This window comes from Mixta tenebrionis (assembly GCF_006517625.1).
In the GTDB taxonomy this organism is placed as follows: Bacteria; Pseudomonadota; Gammaproteobacteria; order Enterobacterales; family Enterobacteriaceae; genus Mixta; species Mixta tenebrionis.
In genome coordinates, this window is the sequence record NZ_VHQI01000002.1 from 301,068 (window position 1) to 315,185 (window position 14,118).

At 56.5% G+C, this 14,118-nt stretch carries 14 protein-coding genes and 3 tRNA genes; 8 read left to right on the forward strand and 9 right to left on the reverse strand.

Going from position 1 to position 14,118, the window contains the following annotated elements:
• Positions 1 to 130 precede the first annotated feature (130 nt).
• On the forward strand, positions 131 to 1,675 hold the full coding sequence (locus tag FKM52_RS04235; protein WP_141174944.1) for a methyl-accepting chemotaxis protein: 1,545 nt from the start codon (positions 131 to 133) through the stop codon (positions 1,673 to 1,675).
• A 367-nt stretch (positions 1,676 to 2,042) separates the two neighbouring features.
• Here the strand turns inward: FKM52_RS04235 and FKM52_RS04240 are convergent, their stop codons facing one another.
• The 5 genes from FKM52_RS04240 to FKM52_RS04260 form a co-directional block, all read right to left on the reverse strand.
• Positions 2,043 to 3,449 carry a PepSY-associated TM helix domain-containing protein gene (locus FKM52_RS04240; RefSeq protein WP_141174945.1) on the reverse strand — a complete coding sequence of 469 codons (1,407 nt, stop codon included), beginning with the start codon at positions 3,447 to 3,449 and terminating at the stop codon, positions 2,043 to 2,045.
• 62 nt (positions 3,450 to 3,511) lie between these two features.
• Positions 3,512 to 3,937 (reverse strand): DUF2946 family protein, encoded by a 426-nt coding sequence (locus tag FKM52_RS04245; protein ID WP_141174946.1) that lies wholly within the window; start codon positions 3,935 to 3,937, stop codon positions 3,512 to 3,514.
• Positions 3,938 to 4,047: 110 nt separating this feature from the next.
• On the reverse strand, positions 4,048 to 4,506 hold the full coding sequence (locus tag FKM52_RS04250; RefSeq protein ID WP_141174947.1) for a YbaK/EbsC family protein: 459 nt from the start codon (positions 4,504 to 4,506) through the stop codon (positions 4,048 to 4,050).
• A gap of 101 nt (positions 4,507 to 4,607) precedes the next feature.
• Positions 4,608 to 5,402, reverse strand: a complete 795-nt coding sequence (fhuF, locus tag FKM52_RS04255; RefSeq protein WP_141174948.1) for a siderophore-iron reductase FhuF — start codon at positions 5,400 to 5,402, stop codon at positions 4,608 to 4,610.
• A gap of 365 nt (positions 5,403 to 5,767) precedes the next feature.
• Entirely contained in the window at positions 5,768 to 6,868 is a 1,101-nt protein-coding gene (locus FKM52_RS04260) for a GGDEF domain-containing protein (protein ID WP_141174949.1), read from the reverse strand.
• A gap of 229 nt (positions 6,869 to 7,097) precedes the next feature.
• On the opposite strand from FKM52_RS04260, the gene FKM52_RS04265 reads away from it, so the two are divergent.
• Complete coding sequence (locus FKM52_RS04265) at positions 7,098 to 7,382, forward strand: DUF1435 family protein (RefSeq protein ID WP_141174950.1); 285 nt, start codon at positions 7,098 to 7,100, stop codon at positions 7,380 to 7,382.
• A 150-nt stretch (positions 7,383 to 7,532) separates the two neighbouring features.
• On the opposite strand, the gene FKM52_RS04270 is transcribed toward FKM52_RS04265, so the two are convergent.
• From FKM52_RS04270 to rsmC, 4 genes are all read right to left on the reverse strand, one after another.
• Positions 7,533 to 7,619 (reverse strand) — tRNA-Leu (locus FKM52_RS04270).
• Positions 7,620 to 7,645: 26 nt separating this feature from the next.
• Positions 7,646 to 7,732 (reverse strand) — tRNA-Leu (locus FKM52_RS04275).
• A 34-nt stretch (positions 7,733 to 7,766) separates the two neighbouring features.
• A tRNA-Leu gene (locus tag FKM52_RS04280) sits at positions 7,767 to 7,853 on the reverse strand.
• A 152-nt stretch (positions 7,854 to 8,005) separates the two neighbouring features.
• Positions 8,006 to 9,037: a 16S rRNA (guanine(1207)-N(2))-methyltransferase RsmC gene (rsmC, locus tag FKM52_RS04285; RefSeq protein WP_141174951.1), complete on the reverse strand. Its 1,032-nt coding sequence runs from the start codon at positions 9,035 to 9,037 to the stop codon at positions 8,006 to 8,008.
• A gap of 187 nt (positions 9,038 to 9,224) precedes the next feature.
• On the opposite strand from rsmC, the gene FKM52_RS04290 reads away from it, so the two are divergent.
• The 6 genes from FKM52_RS04290 to tssK all read left to right on the forward strand — a co-directional run bounded on the left by FKM52_RS04290 (position 9,225) and on the right by tssK (position 14,109).
• Positions 9,225 to 9,647: a DNA polymerase III subunit psi gene (locus FKM52_RS04290; protein WP_141174952.1), complete on the forward strand. Its 423-nt coding sequence runs from the start codon at positions 9,225 to 9,227 to the stop codon at positions 9,645 to 9,647.
• The gene (gene rimI / locus FKM52_RS04295) at positions 9,607 to 10,047 is read left to right on the forward strand and encodes a ribosomal protein S18-alanine N-acetyltransferase (RefSeq protein WP_141174953.1); all 441 of its coding nucleotides are present in this window, start codon (positions 9,607 to 9,609) and stop codon (positions 10,045 to 10,047) included. The genes FKM52_RS04290 and rimI overlap by 41 nt, the downstream gene beginning before the upstream one ends.
• Positions 10,048 to 10,093: 46 nt before the next feature.
• Positions 10,094 to 10,774 carry a pyrimidine 5'-nucleotidase gene (yjjG, locus tag FKM52_RS04300; protein ID WP_141174954.1) on the forward strand — a complete coding sequence of 227 codons (681 nt, stop codon included), beginning with the start codon at positions 10,094 to 10,096 and terminating at the stop codon, positions 10,772 to 10,774.
• 918 nt (positions 10,775 to 11,692) lie between these two features.
• Positions 11,693 to 12,202, forward strand: a complete 510-nt coding sequence (locus FKM52_RS04305; protein WP_181407893.1) for an SH3 domain-containing protein — start codon at positions 11,693 to 11,695, stop codon at positions 12,200 to 12,202.
• Between the two features lie 26 nt (positions 12,203 to 12,228).
• On the forward strand, positions 12,229 to 12,753 hold the full coding sequence (gene tssJ / locus FKM52_RS04310) for a type VI secretion system lipoprotein TssJ (RefSeq protein WP_377092459.1): 525 nt from the start codon (positions 12,229 to 12,231) through the stop codon (positions 12,751 to 12,753).
• Positions 12,754 to 12,765: 12 nt separating this feature from the next.
• The gene (gene tssK, locus FKM52_RS04315) at positions 12,766 to 14,109 is read left to right on the forward strand and encodes a type VI secretion system baseplate subunit TssK (protein ID WP_141174957.1); all 1,344 of its coding nucleotides are present in this window, start codon (positions 12,766 to 12,768) and stop codon (positions 14,107 to 14,109) included.
• Positions 14,110 to 14,118: the final 9 nt, after the last annotated feature.

Below are 14,118 nucleotides of genomic sequence, written 5' to 3' on the forward strand. Positions count from 1 at the left end.
TATCGTCTGGCTCACATTTTAAGCAAATTATTGATGATTTTATTAAAGTTTTACAACGCCGCTGCCGATTAGCCTTAATAAGCTCGTGCAAAAGTAACGAATTTTCAATAATAAAGGACAGGGCCGTCTAATGAGCAACCAGCAGTACGTCACCCAACAGGCTTATCAGTTTGATGAAGATAGCACGCTGATGAGCACCACCGATGAAAACAGCTATATCACCTACGCAAACCAGGACTTTGTTGAAGTCAGCGGCTACGATCGCGCTGAATTAAGCGGGCAGCCGCATAACCTTGTGCGCCATCCCGATATGCCGAAAGCCGCCTTCGCTGATTTATGGGCGACGTTAAAAATGGGGCGGCCCTGGACCGGGCTGGTAAAAAATCGGCGTAAAAATGGCGATCATTACTGGGTTCGGGCGAACGTAATGCCGATGATCCGCAACGGCAAGATTACCAGCTATATGTCGGTACGCATCAAGCCGGAGGATGAGGAAATCGCCGCGGCGCAAACGCTATATCAGCAGATGCGCGAGGGTACGCTGCGCGGCTGGCGGCTGCATCAGGGGTTGCTGTTGCGTAGCGGCTGGCTCAGACCGCTCTCCTGGTCAAAAACGATGCCGCTGCGCTGGCGTATTCGCAGCGACGTCAGCTTTTGCTGGCTGGGGATCGGCGCCAGCGCGCTGACGGCAGGAATGCAGGGAATGCCGCTGGCTATATTCGGCGGCCTTTCGCTGCTGGTGGCGCTGCTTACCTGCGGCTGGCTGGAACAACAGATTTCTCGCCCGATGGAAAAGGTGTACAAGCAGGCGCTGGACGTGGCGAGCGGCGCTTCCCATAAGGCTGAGCACCTCGATCGGGTAGATGAAGTGGGCATGACGCTGCGGGCGGTTAACCAGCTTGGGCTGATGTTCCGCTGGCTGGTGCAGGACGTGCGCGATCAGGTTATGAACGTGCATCAGGCCAGCGACGAGCTGGCGATGGGCAATGAAAAAATTTCCGACCACACCGAGCAGACGGCGGCCAGCGTGCAGCAAACGGCGGCGGCGATGCATCAGATGACTGCCGCCGTTAACGTTAACGCGCAAAGCACCGAACAGGCTAACGAATGGTCGATTACCGCCAGCAACGCGGCGGCGCGCGGCGGCGAGGTGATGCAGCAGGTTGTCGGCACCATGGATGATATTGCTGAAAGTTCGAAGCAGATCGCCTCTATTACCGGGCTAATCGACAGTATCGCTTTCCAGACCAATATTCTGGCGCTGAATGCGGCGGTTGAAGCCGCCCGCGCCGGCGATCAGGGCAAAGGGTTTGCGGTAGTGGCGGGCGAGGTGCGTAATCTGGCGAAGCGTAGCGCCAGCGCCGCCAGCGATATTCGTCAGCTGATTGAGGCCAGCGTGCTGAAGGTGGAGTCGGGCGCCGGTCAGGTGCATCAGGCGGGGCAGACGATTAGCGATATCGTAGAGAAGGTGCAGAACGTGACGGAGATGCTACAGCAGATCAGCACCGCCACGCGCGAACAGGAGGCGGGCCTGAACGAAGTTGGCAAGGCGGTAGAAGATTTGGATCGCATCACGCACCAAAACGCCTCGCTGGTTGAGGAGGGCGCGCAGGCATCCACGCGGATGAAAAACCAGGCGCGCCTGCTGGTGGATGCGCTGGAGGTGTTTCGTTAAGCCTCCGCTTCGAAGGTTTGCTTACAGAAACGGGCGGTGATAAACCACCGTACTTCAGTAGCGGCGGCTGGCGTGTTTTTGCCCCAGCCGGCCCTGACGGCGCGGTTCACGCGCCGTCAGCTTCTTCATAATGCCATGCGGCGCCGCGCTCGCTTAGCTCAATCAGCTGATGGGCCGCCTGCGACGCGCTGGCGCACATGGCGAAACGACTCTTCCGAACCGGCATAGCCGCAAAACCATAGCAGCGACAGGCGCGGCGGCTTATTGTGACGCCGCGGTACAACGGTCACAGGGTGCGCTGCTATGGTCTCTGCTTAACGATAACCCGAAGCGCGACGGCGCCAGCGTTGCTGAATTGAACGCAGCTTTACGCCCGCCGCGCCTGTTGCCAGCGCCAGGCATCCAGAAACAAAAAAAACGCCAGGCTGATGCCCATCAGCGGCAGGCTAAAGGCCAGCGCCACCGCCGTTACGGCAAGCAGAAAGCGCAGGCTGAGACTGATACGCCGCCAGGCCCAAATCAGCGTATCCGCCGGATGATGGCGCGGCTGTGGCGGACGGCGCAGCCACCAGAGGCGATAGCCCAGCGCGATCAGTACGCACAGCGCAATGCCGAACAGCGCCAGCACCAGCTGGTTTGCCAGGCCAAACAGAATGCCCATATGCGCGTCGATGCCCCAGCGCGTCAGCTTCGCCAGCAGTCCGAACTGAGCAAACTCCACTTTATCCGTAACGCGAAAAGTGTGCGGATTCACCGCCACGCTATCTGCCTGCGTCGGCCAGCGCCGATCGATTTCACTGACGATCCAGGCGCGATCGGTTTGCGCTGCGGGGCGGATTTCCAGCCTGGCGGCATCAATGCCGCTGGCGCGCGCGGCGGCGAGCACGCCGTCAAACTGTGCGGCACTCGGCGGCGCGCCCGGCGCATGGGGCGTCATCTCCCCATGATGTTCGGCATGTTGATCCATCACCACCGGCGCGGCGCCGGCGTCAAGCCGGGTATTCAGCGCGGGCGTCAGCCAGCCGTAGTGCGCGCGCAGCGCGTTGATGTTGTCGCCCGCCCAGCGTGACCAGGTCAGGCCGGTGGTCGAGAAAAACAGCAGGCCGATTAGCAGCACAACGCCCAGGGTGCCGTGCAGCGCACGCATCTTCAACAAACGTCGGGTAGGCGAAGCGCGATCGGTTTTTGCCTGGCGCGGCGTGCGCTGCGCCGCCCACAGCAGCAGGCCGCCCAGCGCCGCGACCCACAGCCAGCTGGCAGCCAGTTCGCTGTAGTTGCGGCCAATCTCGCCTGACAGCAGGCTGCGATGCAGATAATCAAGCGTGGTGCGCAGCGGCAGAATACCGCTGGTGCCGTATACCGTCAGGTCGCCGCGCACCGCCAGCGTTACCGGATCGATGAAAACCGCCCGGCTTTCCGAGGGCGCGCTGCCCGCAAAACGCAGCATCACCCGCGTGGTATCGCCCGGCGCAGGCGCAGGACGCACCGCGATGATCTGCTTCTCCCTGCCCGCGTAGTTCAGCGCGGCATCAACCTGCGCTGAAAGCGGATGGGGCGGGCCGCCGGCGCCGCTGGTCAGCGCCCCGGCGTAGAGGTAATTTTCCAGCTGCGGCGTTATCACATAGAGCGTGCCGGTCAGCGCGGCGATAAAAATAAAGGGGCCGATAAACAGACCAACGGTGAAATGTAAACGGCGCATCAGCTGCAGGAATGCCTGCGCGCTCTGCGCTTTTTCAGCCTGTGCCGGTGCCGACGGCACGATTTTTTCCGACATAATGGTTCCTTTACCCGTGAACGGGCATTAAAAAATGGCAGGGATCAACGAGCGGAAGCGCGTTAGACCGGCGGCCCGCGCGGACGGAACCAAATGGGGATCCAGCTGGCGATAAACGGCTGTAGCCGGAGCGGAGCGGAGGGAATTGCGGCCCGTAACAGCGCCCAGAGCGCAGACGGCCTGCAGGAATCCAGCGGCAGGTGAATCAGCAGGGCGCAGTAGCCGCAGGCGCTGTCATCCATCAGCGATACAGGATGATGTGGAAAGAGGCTTTGCGGAGCTGCGGCGGTTTCCGCCATCGCTGATATAGCGCCGTGGTGATGAGCGGCCGGCGCTGACGCGGCATCATGCATCATCGTCGACATAGCGCCACGCTGCATCATCAGCGATTTAGAAATCACCGGGGCGATAAACAGCAGCAGCAGCGCCAGCAGCGCCAGCCCGGCGGGCAGGCGGCGGCGGGCGACAGCGAAATGAATCAGCGACACGGAAAGCCCTGTAAAAAAATAACTGCGCAATTGTACGCGATGCACAGAAATAGAAATAATTTTTTTACATTAAGGCCGGGGGGTTATCTGCTGCTGCGTGCCTTCGCTTTTTACTGGCAGACGTCAACCCACTGCGCATCGGTAAGCGCCGCCATTTGCTCTGGCGAAATGCGTACCGCGCTATGGATAGCGCCCGCCGCCGGCAGCACCTCGCTAAAGCGCTTCAGGGAGATATCGCAATATACCGGCAGCGGATGCTCAAGGCCAAACGGGCAAACGCCGCCGGGAGGATGCCCGGTCCAGTTCAGTACCTCATCGGTAGTCAACATGCGCGCCTTTGCGCCCAGCGTCTCTTTTAATTTGCGATTGTCGAGGCGCAGATCGCCGCCGGTCACGATCAGGATGACCTGCTCTTTAACCTTCAGCGACAGGGTTTTGGCTATTTGTCCCGGTACAACGCCATGCGCTTTGGCGGCAAGCTCAACGGTGGCCGTGCTCTTGTCCAGCTCGATAATGGCGATTTCAGGGGCGCGCTCGGCAAAAAACTGCCGTACAGACTCCAGGCTCATGCTGCTCTCCACAGTAAACGAAGCTGACAAAGCTGCCACAACCGGCGGAATCTGTAAATGTCAGACGGCGGTAAAACGCCGCCGTGAAGGAAGGAAAACGCTCAGACCGGCTTCAGGGTACAGTCGCCGCAGCGCTCCACCGCAGGCAGGCGATAGCGCTGACAGCAGCTGCGGCGCTGCATTCCGCCATCGCGCGGAATTACGGTGCGGTAGAGCGGGTTATCGCTGCCGTCCAGCAAATGACGCGAGAAGAACAGCGCGTGTTCCAGCGCCAGCAGGGTAGCTTCATCCACCCAGCTTTTCATTTCGCCCAGGAACCAGTGCATCAGGTAACCGTTGTTATTCCAGATCAGCTTAGCGTTAATCCCGCCGTGCTGGGCGATGCCCTCTACCGCCGGGATCAGGTGGCGCTGAATCAGACGATCGATACGCTGATGCGCATTCAGGTAACGGGCCTCTTCATCTTCCCGCACCTCGATCCAGAATTTCGCCGGACGTCCGCTCTCATGGAACTGCAGGTGGAAATGCTGTAGCGAACAGTCGATCGCGCGCGTCTCCATCACCAGCGCCAGCATCAGCGGCGGCACGATCAGGCCGAAGTACCACTGCGCCCATAGCGATTGCAGCGGCTTATCTTCACGCGTCATATCCGCATGGTTACGGTAGATCTCATCGCCGTAGCTTGCCAGCAGGCGCGTAAAGTGCGCGCTCTGCGACCATTGCGGCTGGGTCAGCGTGTCGGCGGGCGCGGCTTCGTCCAGCGTAAGAAAATCAAGAAACCAGGCGCGATGCTCACGGAACAGGGTATGCAACGCGCTGCTAAGCGAGCTGTCGCGCTGCATAAAAATAACCGGGGACGAACCAGATTGATAAGCCTGACGTGTCGCAATGGCCATAGGGCTTCCTGTTGTGAACGCTACCGAATGTAGATAAGAAGACAAATGATAATCGTTCTTGATTGTATCCAGGAAGCCAGGCGCTGGCAAGCCGGCGTGCAAAAGCGATACGATAGCGGCACGTAAAATCAAATAACCCGCTAAATTTTCAGGATTAAGCTTTTTCTTTCGGCCAGCGCGGCCCGTTAACAAAGCGGGAGGCCGACCATTTACCATGTTCAGCGGCGGTTTTTATTTTGCTGCGTGTTTATTCGCTGCCGCCGTTATTTATTGCGCAGCAAGCGGAACGGTGTAATAAAGCTAATTTGCCTTAGGGTAAATAAATAATCGCGCCTGATTACCATATTAAATAAATTATTAACTTTTTAAATCGCTTCGTCGGGGCGAGAGAAAGGTTGTTTATCGTAAATTTCATCCCAGCAAAGAATGGTATTTCTGCCGCGGTTTTTTGCCACATATAATGCCCGATCGGCATTGGCGATCGCCTGTGCGGCGTCCCGTTCAATTATTGGCGCAATTCCCGCACTGATGGTGACGTGTGTGGAAACCCGATGATTAAAGCGATGGGCGATTTCCAGGTCCAGCACATGCTGGCGTATCCGTTCGGCCAGCCGCAGAGCAATAGCCGCGTTAACGTTGGTCAGCAGCACCAGAAACTCTTCGCCGCCGTAGCGGGTGACGACGTCGCGCGAGCGTACCGCATCGCGTATCGCTGCGGAGACCCGCGCCAGCGCCTGATCGCCCATCGCATGGCCGTAGTTATCGTTATAGGCTTTGAAGTTATCGATATCCAGCAGCACCATAAAATGGCTGCCGGCATGGTGATCCGGCAGGCTTTCCAGCCGGCTTTGCAGGCCGCGTCGGTTATACAGGCCGGTGAGCGGATCGAGCATGCTCAGATCGCTCCAGCTCTGCTTTTCTTCATACAGCTGAAACAGCAATCGACGCGTAAAGCGATCGCTGCGGCGTTGCATCAGGCTTTGCAGCGTGAAGCCGATCAGCGGCAGCGCAATGGTAAACAGCAGCGTCAGCGAATGCTGGCCGCGATCGAGCGTCAGTACCGCCAGCGAAGGCGGCGCGATATGCAGGCAAAAGGCCAGCAGGTGTTCGTTCAGCGAGATAGCGCTGATAAAAAAGATGGTCATCAGGCTGACCAGCAAAAAGCCGCCGTCAAAATAGAACACCAGCGCGCTCTTATGCACAATCAGCCATGCCCATAGCAGGCCCATAATAAATGACGTCAGGGATAATAACGGCTTTTTAGTATCAGGCTGCGCCAGGAAAAAAGCTAACAGCAATATACTTAATGCCACGATAAGGGTGGCCGGCAGAGAAAATGAAAGATTTTCTCCTTTATTTATCGGCAACATAAAAAAAAGCGCCGTCGCGAGGTTTAAAAAAAGAAACAGAATCAACGACAGGCGATATTTGCTGTGAAGCAAAGCTTCATAGGTTTGTAATTTCATTTTTATGCACCCGAAACGGCCCTGAAAAATCAAAGCGCCACTGTCAGCGTAAAAGATTACGCTGGCAATGATTTTGAGCAGTTATTATTAATTAAGAATAATCCTGGCAATCTATCACTTTATAACTGGTCTGTCATCTTTGTGTACAAAGTTTCAACACAAATGGGTGCAAAATGATAAAAATTATCATATGATATTGGTAATCATTATCATTTAACGGAAGGCTGTGATGTTGATGGCGATTATGGCGGCCTGCGGGCTATGGGGCGTGAGCTGGGCGATGGGAAAACGGCTGCAGGGCGCATGGGGCATTATTCTGCCTGGCGCGCTGATGCCGGTAGTGGCCTCCGTCAATCTCTCTTTCAGCCAGTGGCGTTGGCTGCTGGTTGCGGCGCTGCTCTCAACTGCGGTAATGCTGTTTCATCATCGTCTGCGTCGCTATCTGCTGCTGCCTTCCTGTATTGCGCTGGCAGGCGCTATAGCGGCGATCTCGGTGAACAGCGGCGGGCTGTGAGCCAGCCTGGCTAATGCCTGACGATGAGAGCTGACGCGCAGCGGTTAACGCAAAGGGTTTACAAGGCTGTAAAGCAAAACGATGTGCCGTAAGGCGTGCGAAATGAACTTAGTGGAGAGTACAGGAGAGAAGGGAACAGGGCGACAATATTGGTGCGAAGAGAGGGACTTGAACCCTCACGTCCGTTAAGACACTAACACCTGAAGCTAGCGCGTCTACCAATTCCGCCACCTTCGCGTAACATTGTCTTCATATCACCACACTGGTGCGAAGAGAGGGACTTGAACCCTCACGTCCGTAAAGACACTAACACCTGAAGCTAGCGCGTCTACCAATTCCGCCACCTTCGCGCAGATGCTGTGCGATATGAATTTTCGTGGTCTTTGGTGCGAAGAGAGGGACTTGAACCCTCACGTCCGTTAAGACACTAACACCTGAAGCTAGCGCGTCTACCAATTCCGCCACCTTCGCGTTCCAACAATGCTCTGCAGCACTGTAACCACGGAGGCGGATTTTGGAGATTTTTACCGGGGACGTCAACAGATATTTCTTCACTCTGTCGCGTTTGCTGTAAAAAACAGCATATCCCCCGGAAAATCACGCATTGAACGCCGCTGTCGGGCTTAGCGGGCGCGGGCGGCGCGTCCCCATACGGCGCGGTAAACTTTAAAACGTCCGGTTTGCGCCAGCACTTCATGCTCGCCGAAAGTTTCATCCAGCGCCTGAGCGTAGGGCAGGAAGGCGTTTGCCACCAGCCGCAGCTCGCCGCCGTTGTTAAGATGCTGGGCCGCGCCGCGGATCAACGTGCGCGCCGCTTCAAGGCTGGTCTGCATTCCTTCATGGAACGGTGGGTTGGAAATGATCATATCGTAGCGCCCGCTCACGTCGGAATAGACGTTGCTGGCGAACACTTCGCCTTCCAGCTGGTTTGCGGCCAGCGTCGCTTTGCTGGCGGCCAGCGCGGCGGCGTCGACGTCAGCAAGCCACAGGCGCACCTTCGGCGAATGGCGGGCCAGCAGCGTGGCCAGCACGCCCGCGCCGCAGCCGATATCCAGCACTTTACCTTTGGTATGCGGCGTAAAGGTGGAAAGCAGCAGGGCGCTGCCGCTATCCAGCCCGTCGCGGCTGAACACGCCCGGCAGCGTTTTGATGGTGCAGTCTTCGATGGTGTATTCATCCCAGAAGGCGTCGGCGTCAAAGGCGGGCTGCTGCGTCAGTCGCCCGTGATAGAGGCCGCAGCGGCGCGCGCTGTCAATTTTGTCCAGCTTCGCCCATTCTTCCAGCATTCCTTCGGCGCTGCGCACGCCGCTACGGTTTTCGCCGATCACGAAAATATCGCTGCCGACCGGCAGCAGCGACAGCAGGTTTTGCAGCTGAAACTGCGCCTCCGGCTTGCTCTTCGGCCAGTAATAGATCAGGGTATCGCACTCTGCTACCGTTTCCGGCGTGGCGATCAGGCCAAACTGCGCGCGGTCGCCCATGCTGCGGCTTAATGATTGCCAGTGATGATAATATTGTGTGTGAACGCGGCTCAGACCGGTTTCCAGCTGGGCAGGCAGGTCATCCTGCAAATCACCGGCAAACAGCACGCGGCGCGTTTGCCATTCATCACTGTGGCGCAGGATCACTTCACTCGCCGGGGTAAAAGCAGACATCAGATAGCTCCTCAGAAATCAGAGCGCAGAGTATAGTGGTTTGTTAGCGCTTGTTCGATGAGTTTGCTAGCATATGCGCGTCATTGTTAAGGTTGCAGAAATGTTAACATTGAGGCCTGCATCGGCGGCGCTTTCTGCGGCCCGCATTATTTAAGTTACAGCGCGGCAGAGCGTAACGGGAATTTCTATGTCATCCAGACGTGACTGGCTACTACAGCAAATGGGCATTACGCAATATAAGCTGCGGCGTCCGCGCGCGTTAAAGGGCGAGATTGCCATTACGCTGCCGCCGGATACCCGCCTGCTTATTGTGGCGGATATTCCCCCCGGCCCTGGGGACCCGCTGGTCAGCGACGTGCTGCGCGCGCTGGCGATTACGCCGCAGCAGACGCTGAGCGTAACGCCGGAACAGCTCGCCATGCTGCCTGAGGATCGCGCCTGCGCCAGCTGGCGTCTTGGCACCGATGCGCCGGTAGCGCTGCCGGGTCCGCACCTTTCCACGCCGCCGCTTGAGGCGCTCTATTATGACGCCGGGGCGAAACGCGCGCTCTGGCAGCAAATTTGTGAATATGATGTCGATTTCTTTACTCACGCCGAACGATCTTCCTGAAGCGCTCGCCATTGAGCGGCGCAGCCACGCTTACCCGTGGACGGAGGCGACTTTCGCCAGTAATCAGGGCGAACGCTACCTTAACTACCGTCTGGATGCCGATGGCCGCATGGCAGCGTTTGCCATTACCCAATGGGTACTGGATGAGGCGACGCTGTTTAATATCGCCGTCGATCCCGCGTGCCAGCGTCGCGGCCTGGGCAAAGCTCTGCTGCACCATCTGATTGAGCAGCTCCAGCAGCGCGATATTTTTACCCTGTGGCTGGAGGTACGCGCTTCTAACCGGGCGGCGATCGCGCTCTATGAACAGACCGGCTTTAACGAAGTATCGGTGCGCCGCAATTATTACCCGGCACCTCACGGCAGGGAAGATGCTCTGATTATGGCGCTCAGCCTGTAGAGGCTGGCGTCGGGAGCGACCTGATGTGCCGTAACAGGAGAGGGCTATGCTACAAAACTGGGACTGGATCCTTTTTGACGCTGACGACACGCTGTTTCACTTTGATGCGTTTGCCGGACTACAGCGGCTGTTTAAAGATTATAACGTTGAGTTCAGCAACGACGATTATGATGAGTACCAGGCGATTAATAAGCCGCTGTGGGTAGACTATCAGAACGGCGCGATTACCGCGTTGCAGCTGCAGCATCAGCGCTTTACCGGCTGGGCGGAAAAGCTTCAGGTAACGCCCGGCGAGCTGAACAGCGGCTTCCTTTCCGCGATGGGCGAAGTTTGCGTACCGCTGGAAGGGGCGGTAAACCTGCTGAACGCGCTGCAAGGCAAGGTTAAGATGGGCATTATTACCAACGGTTTTACGGCGTTGCAGCAGGTGCGTTTGCAGCGCACCGGCTTTCGTGACTATTTCGATCTGCTGGTGATCTCGGAGCAGGTCGGCTATGCCAAACCCCATCCGGCGATTTTCGACTATGCGCTGGAAAAAATGGGCAACCCGCCGCGCGAGCGCGTTTTGATGGTGGGCGACAATCCCGATTCAGATATCCTGGGCGGCATCAATGCCGGGCTGAAAACCTGCTGGCTCAATGCCGATGGACGGCAGAGGCCGGCCGCAATCGTAGCGGACTGGCAGGTGAGTTCGCTGTGTGAACTGCAATTCATTCTTATTTCTTAAGTTTTAAAATCGGCATAATTTGGGATTATCTACTAATAAGGCGGCCATCTGGCCGCTTTTTTATTATCTCTGGCTTTTATAGTGGTACTCGCTGCTAAAAAGCCATTTTGGCGGCAGCTCTTTCCATCTCAGTTAGTTTCTTTCAGATCCAACGATAAAAAAAAATTCACCGTTAAATTTTATTTTATCGCGTCATAAATCCAGCAAAACGGTAAATAAGTGAAACTTTTCTGATGTTTTATAGGATTATTCCCTGCGAAAATATTAAGAACATTCGTATTTTGTGACGGATGTCTAAATTAAGAATTACTAATGTAATTCGCGTCTCACACACCCCGTTGAATTCTCGCAAAGACTATGTAAACTTGCGCGAAACAGAAACATCAATAGCGAAAAAGATGAAATACGGGATGCAACGGACAATCTCGTGCGGTAGCTATTGCATTAAGTAAAAATTAAATAATAACTGAATTATAAGATAATTTATTTTTTCTTTACCAACAATCTTCTGGGGCGGCGGGCATATCTTCATCATGCTCGCTAACAAATTACGTTAACGTTTTTCACCAGTGAATGCCGTAAATACCATCAAGGATGTTAATTAATGGTTGAGGAATATTCATTGAACCTCACGGTCAGGATGACGAATACGGCGTCTTTGCTGGCCCTTCCTTGAAATATGTTGAGCAAAGTAACTTTTTGCTAAGCTAAGCCCCCCTTCATATCAGACAGAAATATTTGTCAGTTCTAATTTGGTTATCGTAGCTAATTTGTCTTTTACCATTTTTTAAAATGGCCCTGTTGGCATTGGCTGTTATTTTTCAGCGTCCGCCGGCTTACGGCACCCTTACGTCCTTTTTTACAGGTTTATCCAGTCGGGTTTTGTTAATTAATAGAGACAAGTTCATGAGGATCATGGTGAAAATTCAAATAGCATTAACTCTGCTTTTGGCACTGAGCGTTACGGGCTGTAAAACGACGCCGCCTCTCACTGACGATACGATCGTTACCAGCACGGTTGATGGCGTGAAGCTGACCCATCGTTACGCCATCACGCCGCCAAAAACCTTTACGCCCATCAACGAGGAATATCGCGCGCTGTATAACGCCTCGGTAATGAGCCGTCCTGATTTCGGCGGCAATCTGGTGCGCTACCTGGAGAATGCTCAGAGCTATAAGGTGCTGGGCGCGGTAGAGAATAACTGGCTTGCCGTGGCGGAACAGGATAAGGAGCAGCTGCTGGGCTATGTGCCGCTGCGCGCGGTAGTAAAAAGCGCGCTGTATGAAAAAACTATAAAGGCGGATCAGCGCCGCGCACGCACGCGCGCGCGCAACCCCGCGCCGGCAAAGAAAAATAACTGCATTGCGGTTGATGGCAACAGCAGGGCGTGCCAGAACAGCAGCAGCGGCACCTGGATTATTGACTAACCGCGCGTCGGTAATGGTAAGCCATGATGAAAACAACCTTCTTCTCGCGCCTGGCTAAACCGGCGCTCTGCTTCGCCGCGCTTACCTTACTGGCCGGCTGCAGCTTTTTTTTCGGCGGCGATCCCTCCCGTTACGCCCTGTTCGTGCAGGCGCTGCCGCCGGTTAATGACTCCGCGCCGCTGAAACTCAGGGTGCTGGTGCTGAAATCAGATGCTGATTTTATGTCAGCCGATTTTTATTCGCTGCAGAACAACGCCGCCGCCGTGCTCGGCAGCAATCTGCTTAATAGCGAGCAGTTCTTCCTGATGCCCGGCCAGCTGAAAAAAACGCTTAGCGGGCAGCTGATGCCTGAAGCGCGCTATATCGGCGTTATGGCCGAATATCAGGCGCTGAACGGTAAAAAGTGGCGGCTCTCTTTAGCGCTGCCGTCGCCGGGCGACGCCTCTCCTGTCGAAGGCTGGCAGAAAAAATCAGATACCCTGCAGGCCCGCATCGTCGCTGACCAATACGGCGTGCGCGTCGCAGGCAAACAAGAATTACTGCCTGAATAACGGAAAGCCATTATGAACAAAGCAGAAAAGGTGGTCTGGAGCGAAGGCATGTTCCTGCGCCCCCATCACTTTCAGCAGGCGGAAAGCTACCTGCAAAGCATCCTGCGCGACTGGGGCTTCGCCCAGCGCAGCTGGCTGTGGGGGTTTACCGATCTGGAGTTCGACGAGGCGATGCTGCGCCAGGGCAAAATCGCCCTTAGCAGCGCCAGCGGCCTGCTGCCGGACGGCACCCACTTCGCCTTTCATGATGCGCGCCAGGCGCCCGCGCCGCTGGAAATCGCCGATAACCAGAGCAATGTCAAAGTCGTGCTGGCGCTGCCGGCGCGGCGCGGCGGACGTGAAGAGGTGATCTTTAGCGAAGCGGCGGATTCGCTGGCGCGCTATCTCAGCTTTGAGCGGGAGGTGGATGATTGCAACGCCGTCTCTGTCGGGCCAGCGGTGGTGCAGTTCGGCAAAATGCGCCTGCGGCTGATGCTGGAGAGCGAGCTGACCGCCGAATGGACCGCGGTCGGCGTGGCGCGCGTGATAGAAAAACGCAGCGACAAACAGCTGCGGCTCGACGGCAGCTATATTCCGCCGATGCTTAACGCCATCAATCATCCCCAGCTGTTTGACTATCTGAACGATATTCACGGGCTGCTGGCGCAGCGCAGCCAGCAGATCGCCCAGCGTTTGCAGCAGCCGGGACGCTTCAATACCGCTGAAATGGTCGATTTCATGCTGCTGGCGTTAATCAATCACCACCTCGGCCGGGTTGCGCACCTGAAGAATATGCCGCTGCTGCATCCCGAACGGCTGTTCAGCGACTGGCTGGCGTTCGCCACCGAGCTTTTCACCTGGACGCCGCAGCGTACGCCTGACGCGGCGCTGCCGCGCTACGACCACGATGATATCGCGCCTGGCTTCAGTAAGCTGATGCTGATGCTGCGCCAGGGGCTGTCGCTGGTAATGGAAGAGAGCGCGATTCAGCTGCCGCTGACGGAGCGCTCGCACGGGCTGAATGTGGCTACCGTGCCTGAAGCATCGATGGTGCGCGAGTTCGGCTTTGTGCTGGCGGTACGCGCCAACGTGCCGGGCGAGGCGCTGCAAACGCACTTCCCGGCGCAGATGAAAGTCGCGCCGGTGACGAAAATCCGCGATCTGGTGCAGCTGCAGCTGCCGGGCATGGTGCTGCGCGCCATGCCTACCGCGCCGCCGCAGATCCCCTGGCACGCCGGCTACAACTATTTCGAGCTGGAGAAGGGCGGGGAGTTATGGAAAGAGATGGAAAGGTCAGGCGCGTTTGCGCTTCATCTGGCCGGTGAGTTTCCCGGTCTGGATATGGAATTCTGGGCTATTCGTAGCCACTCCGTCTGAAACGTTAGG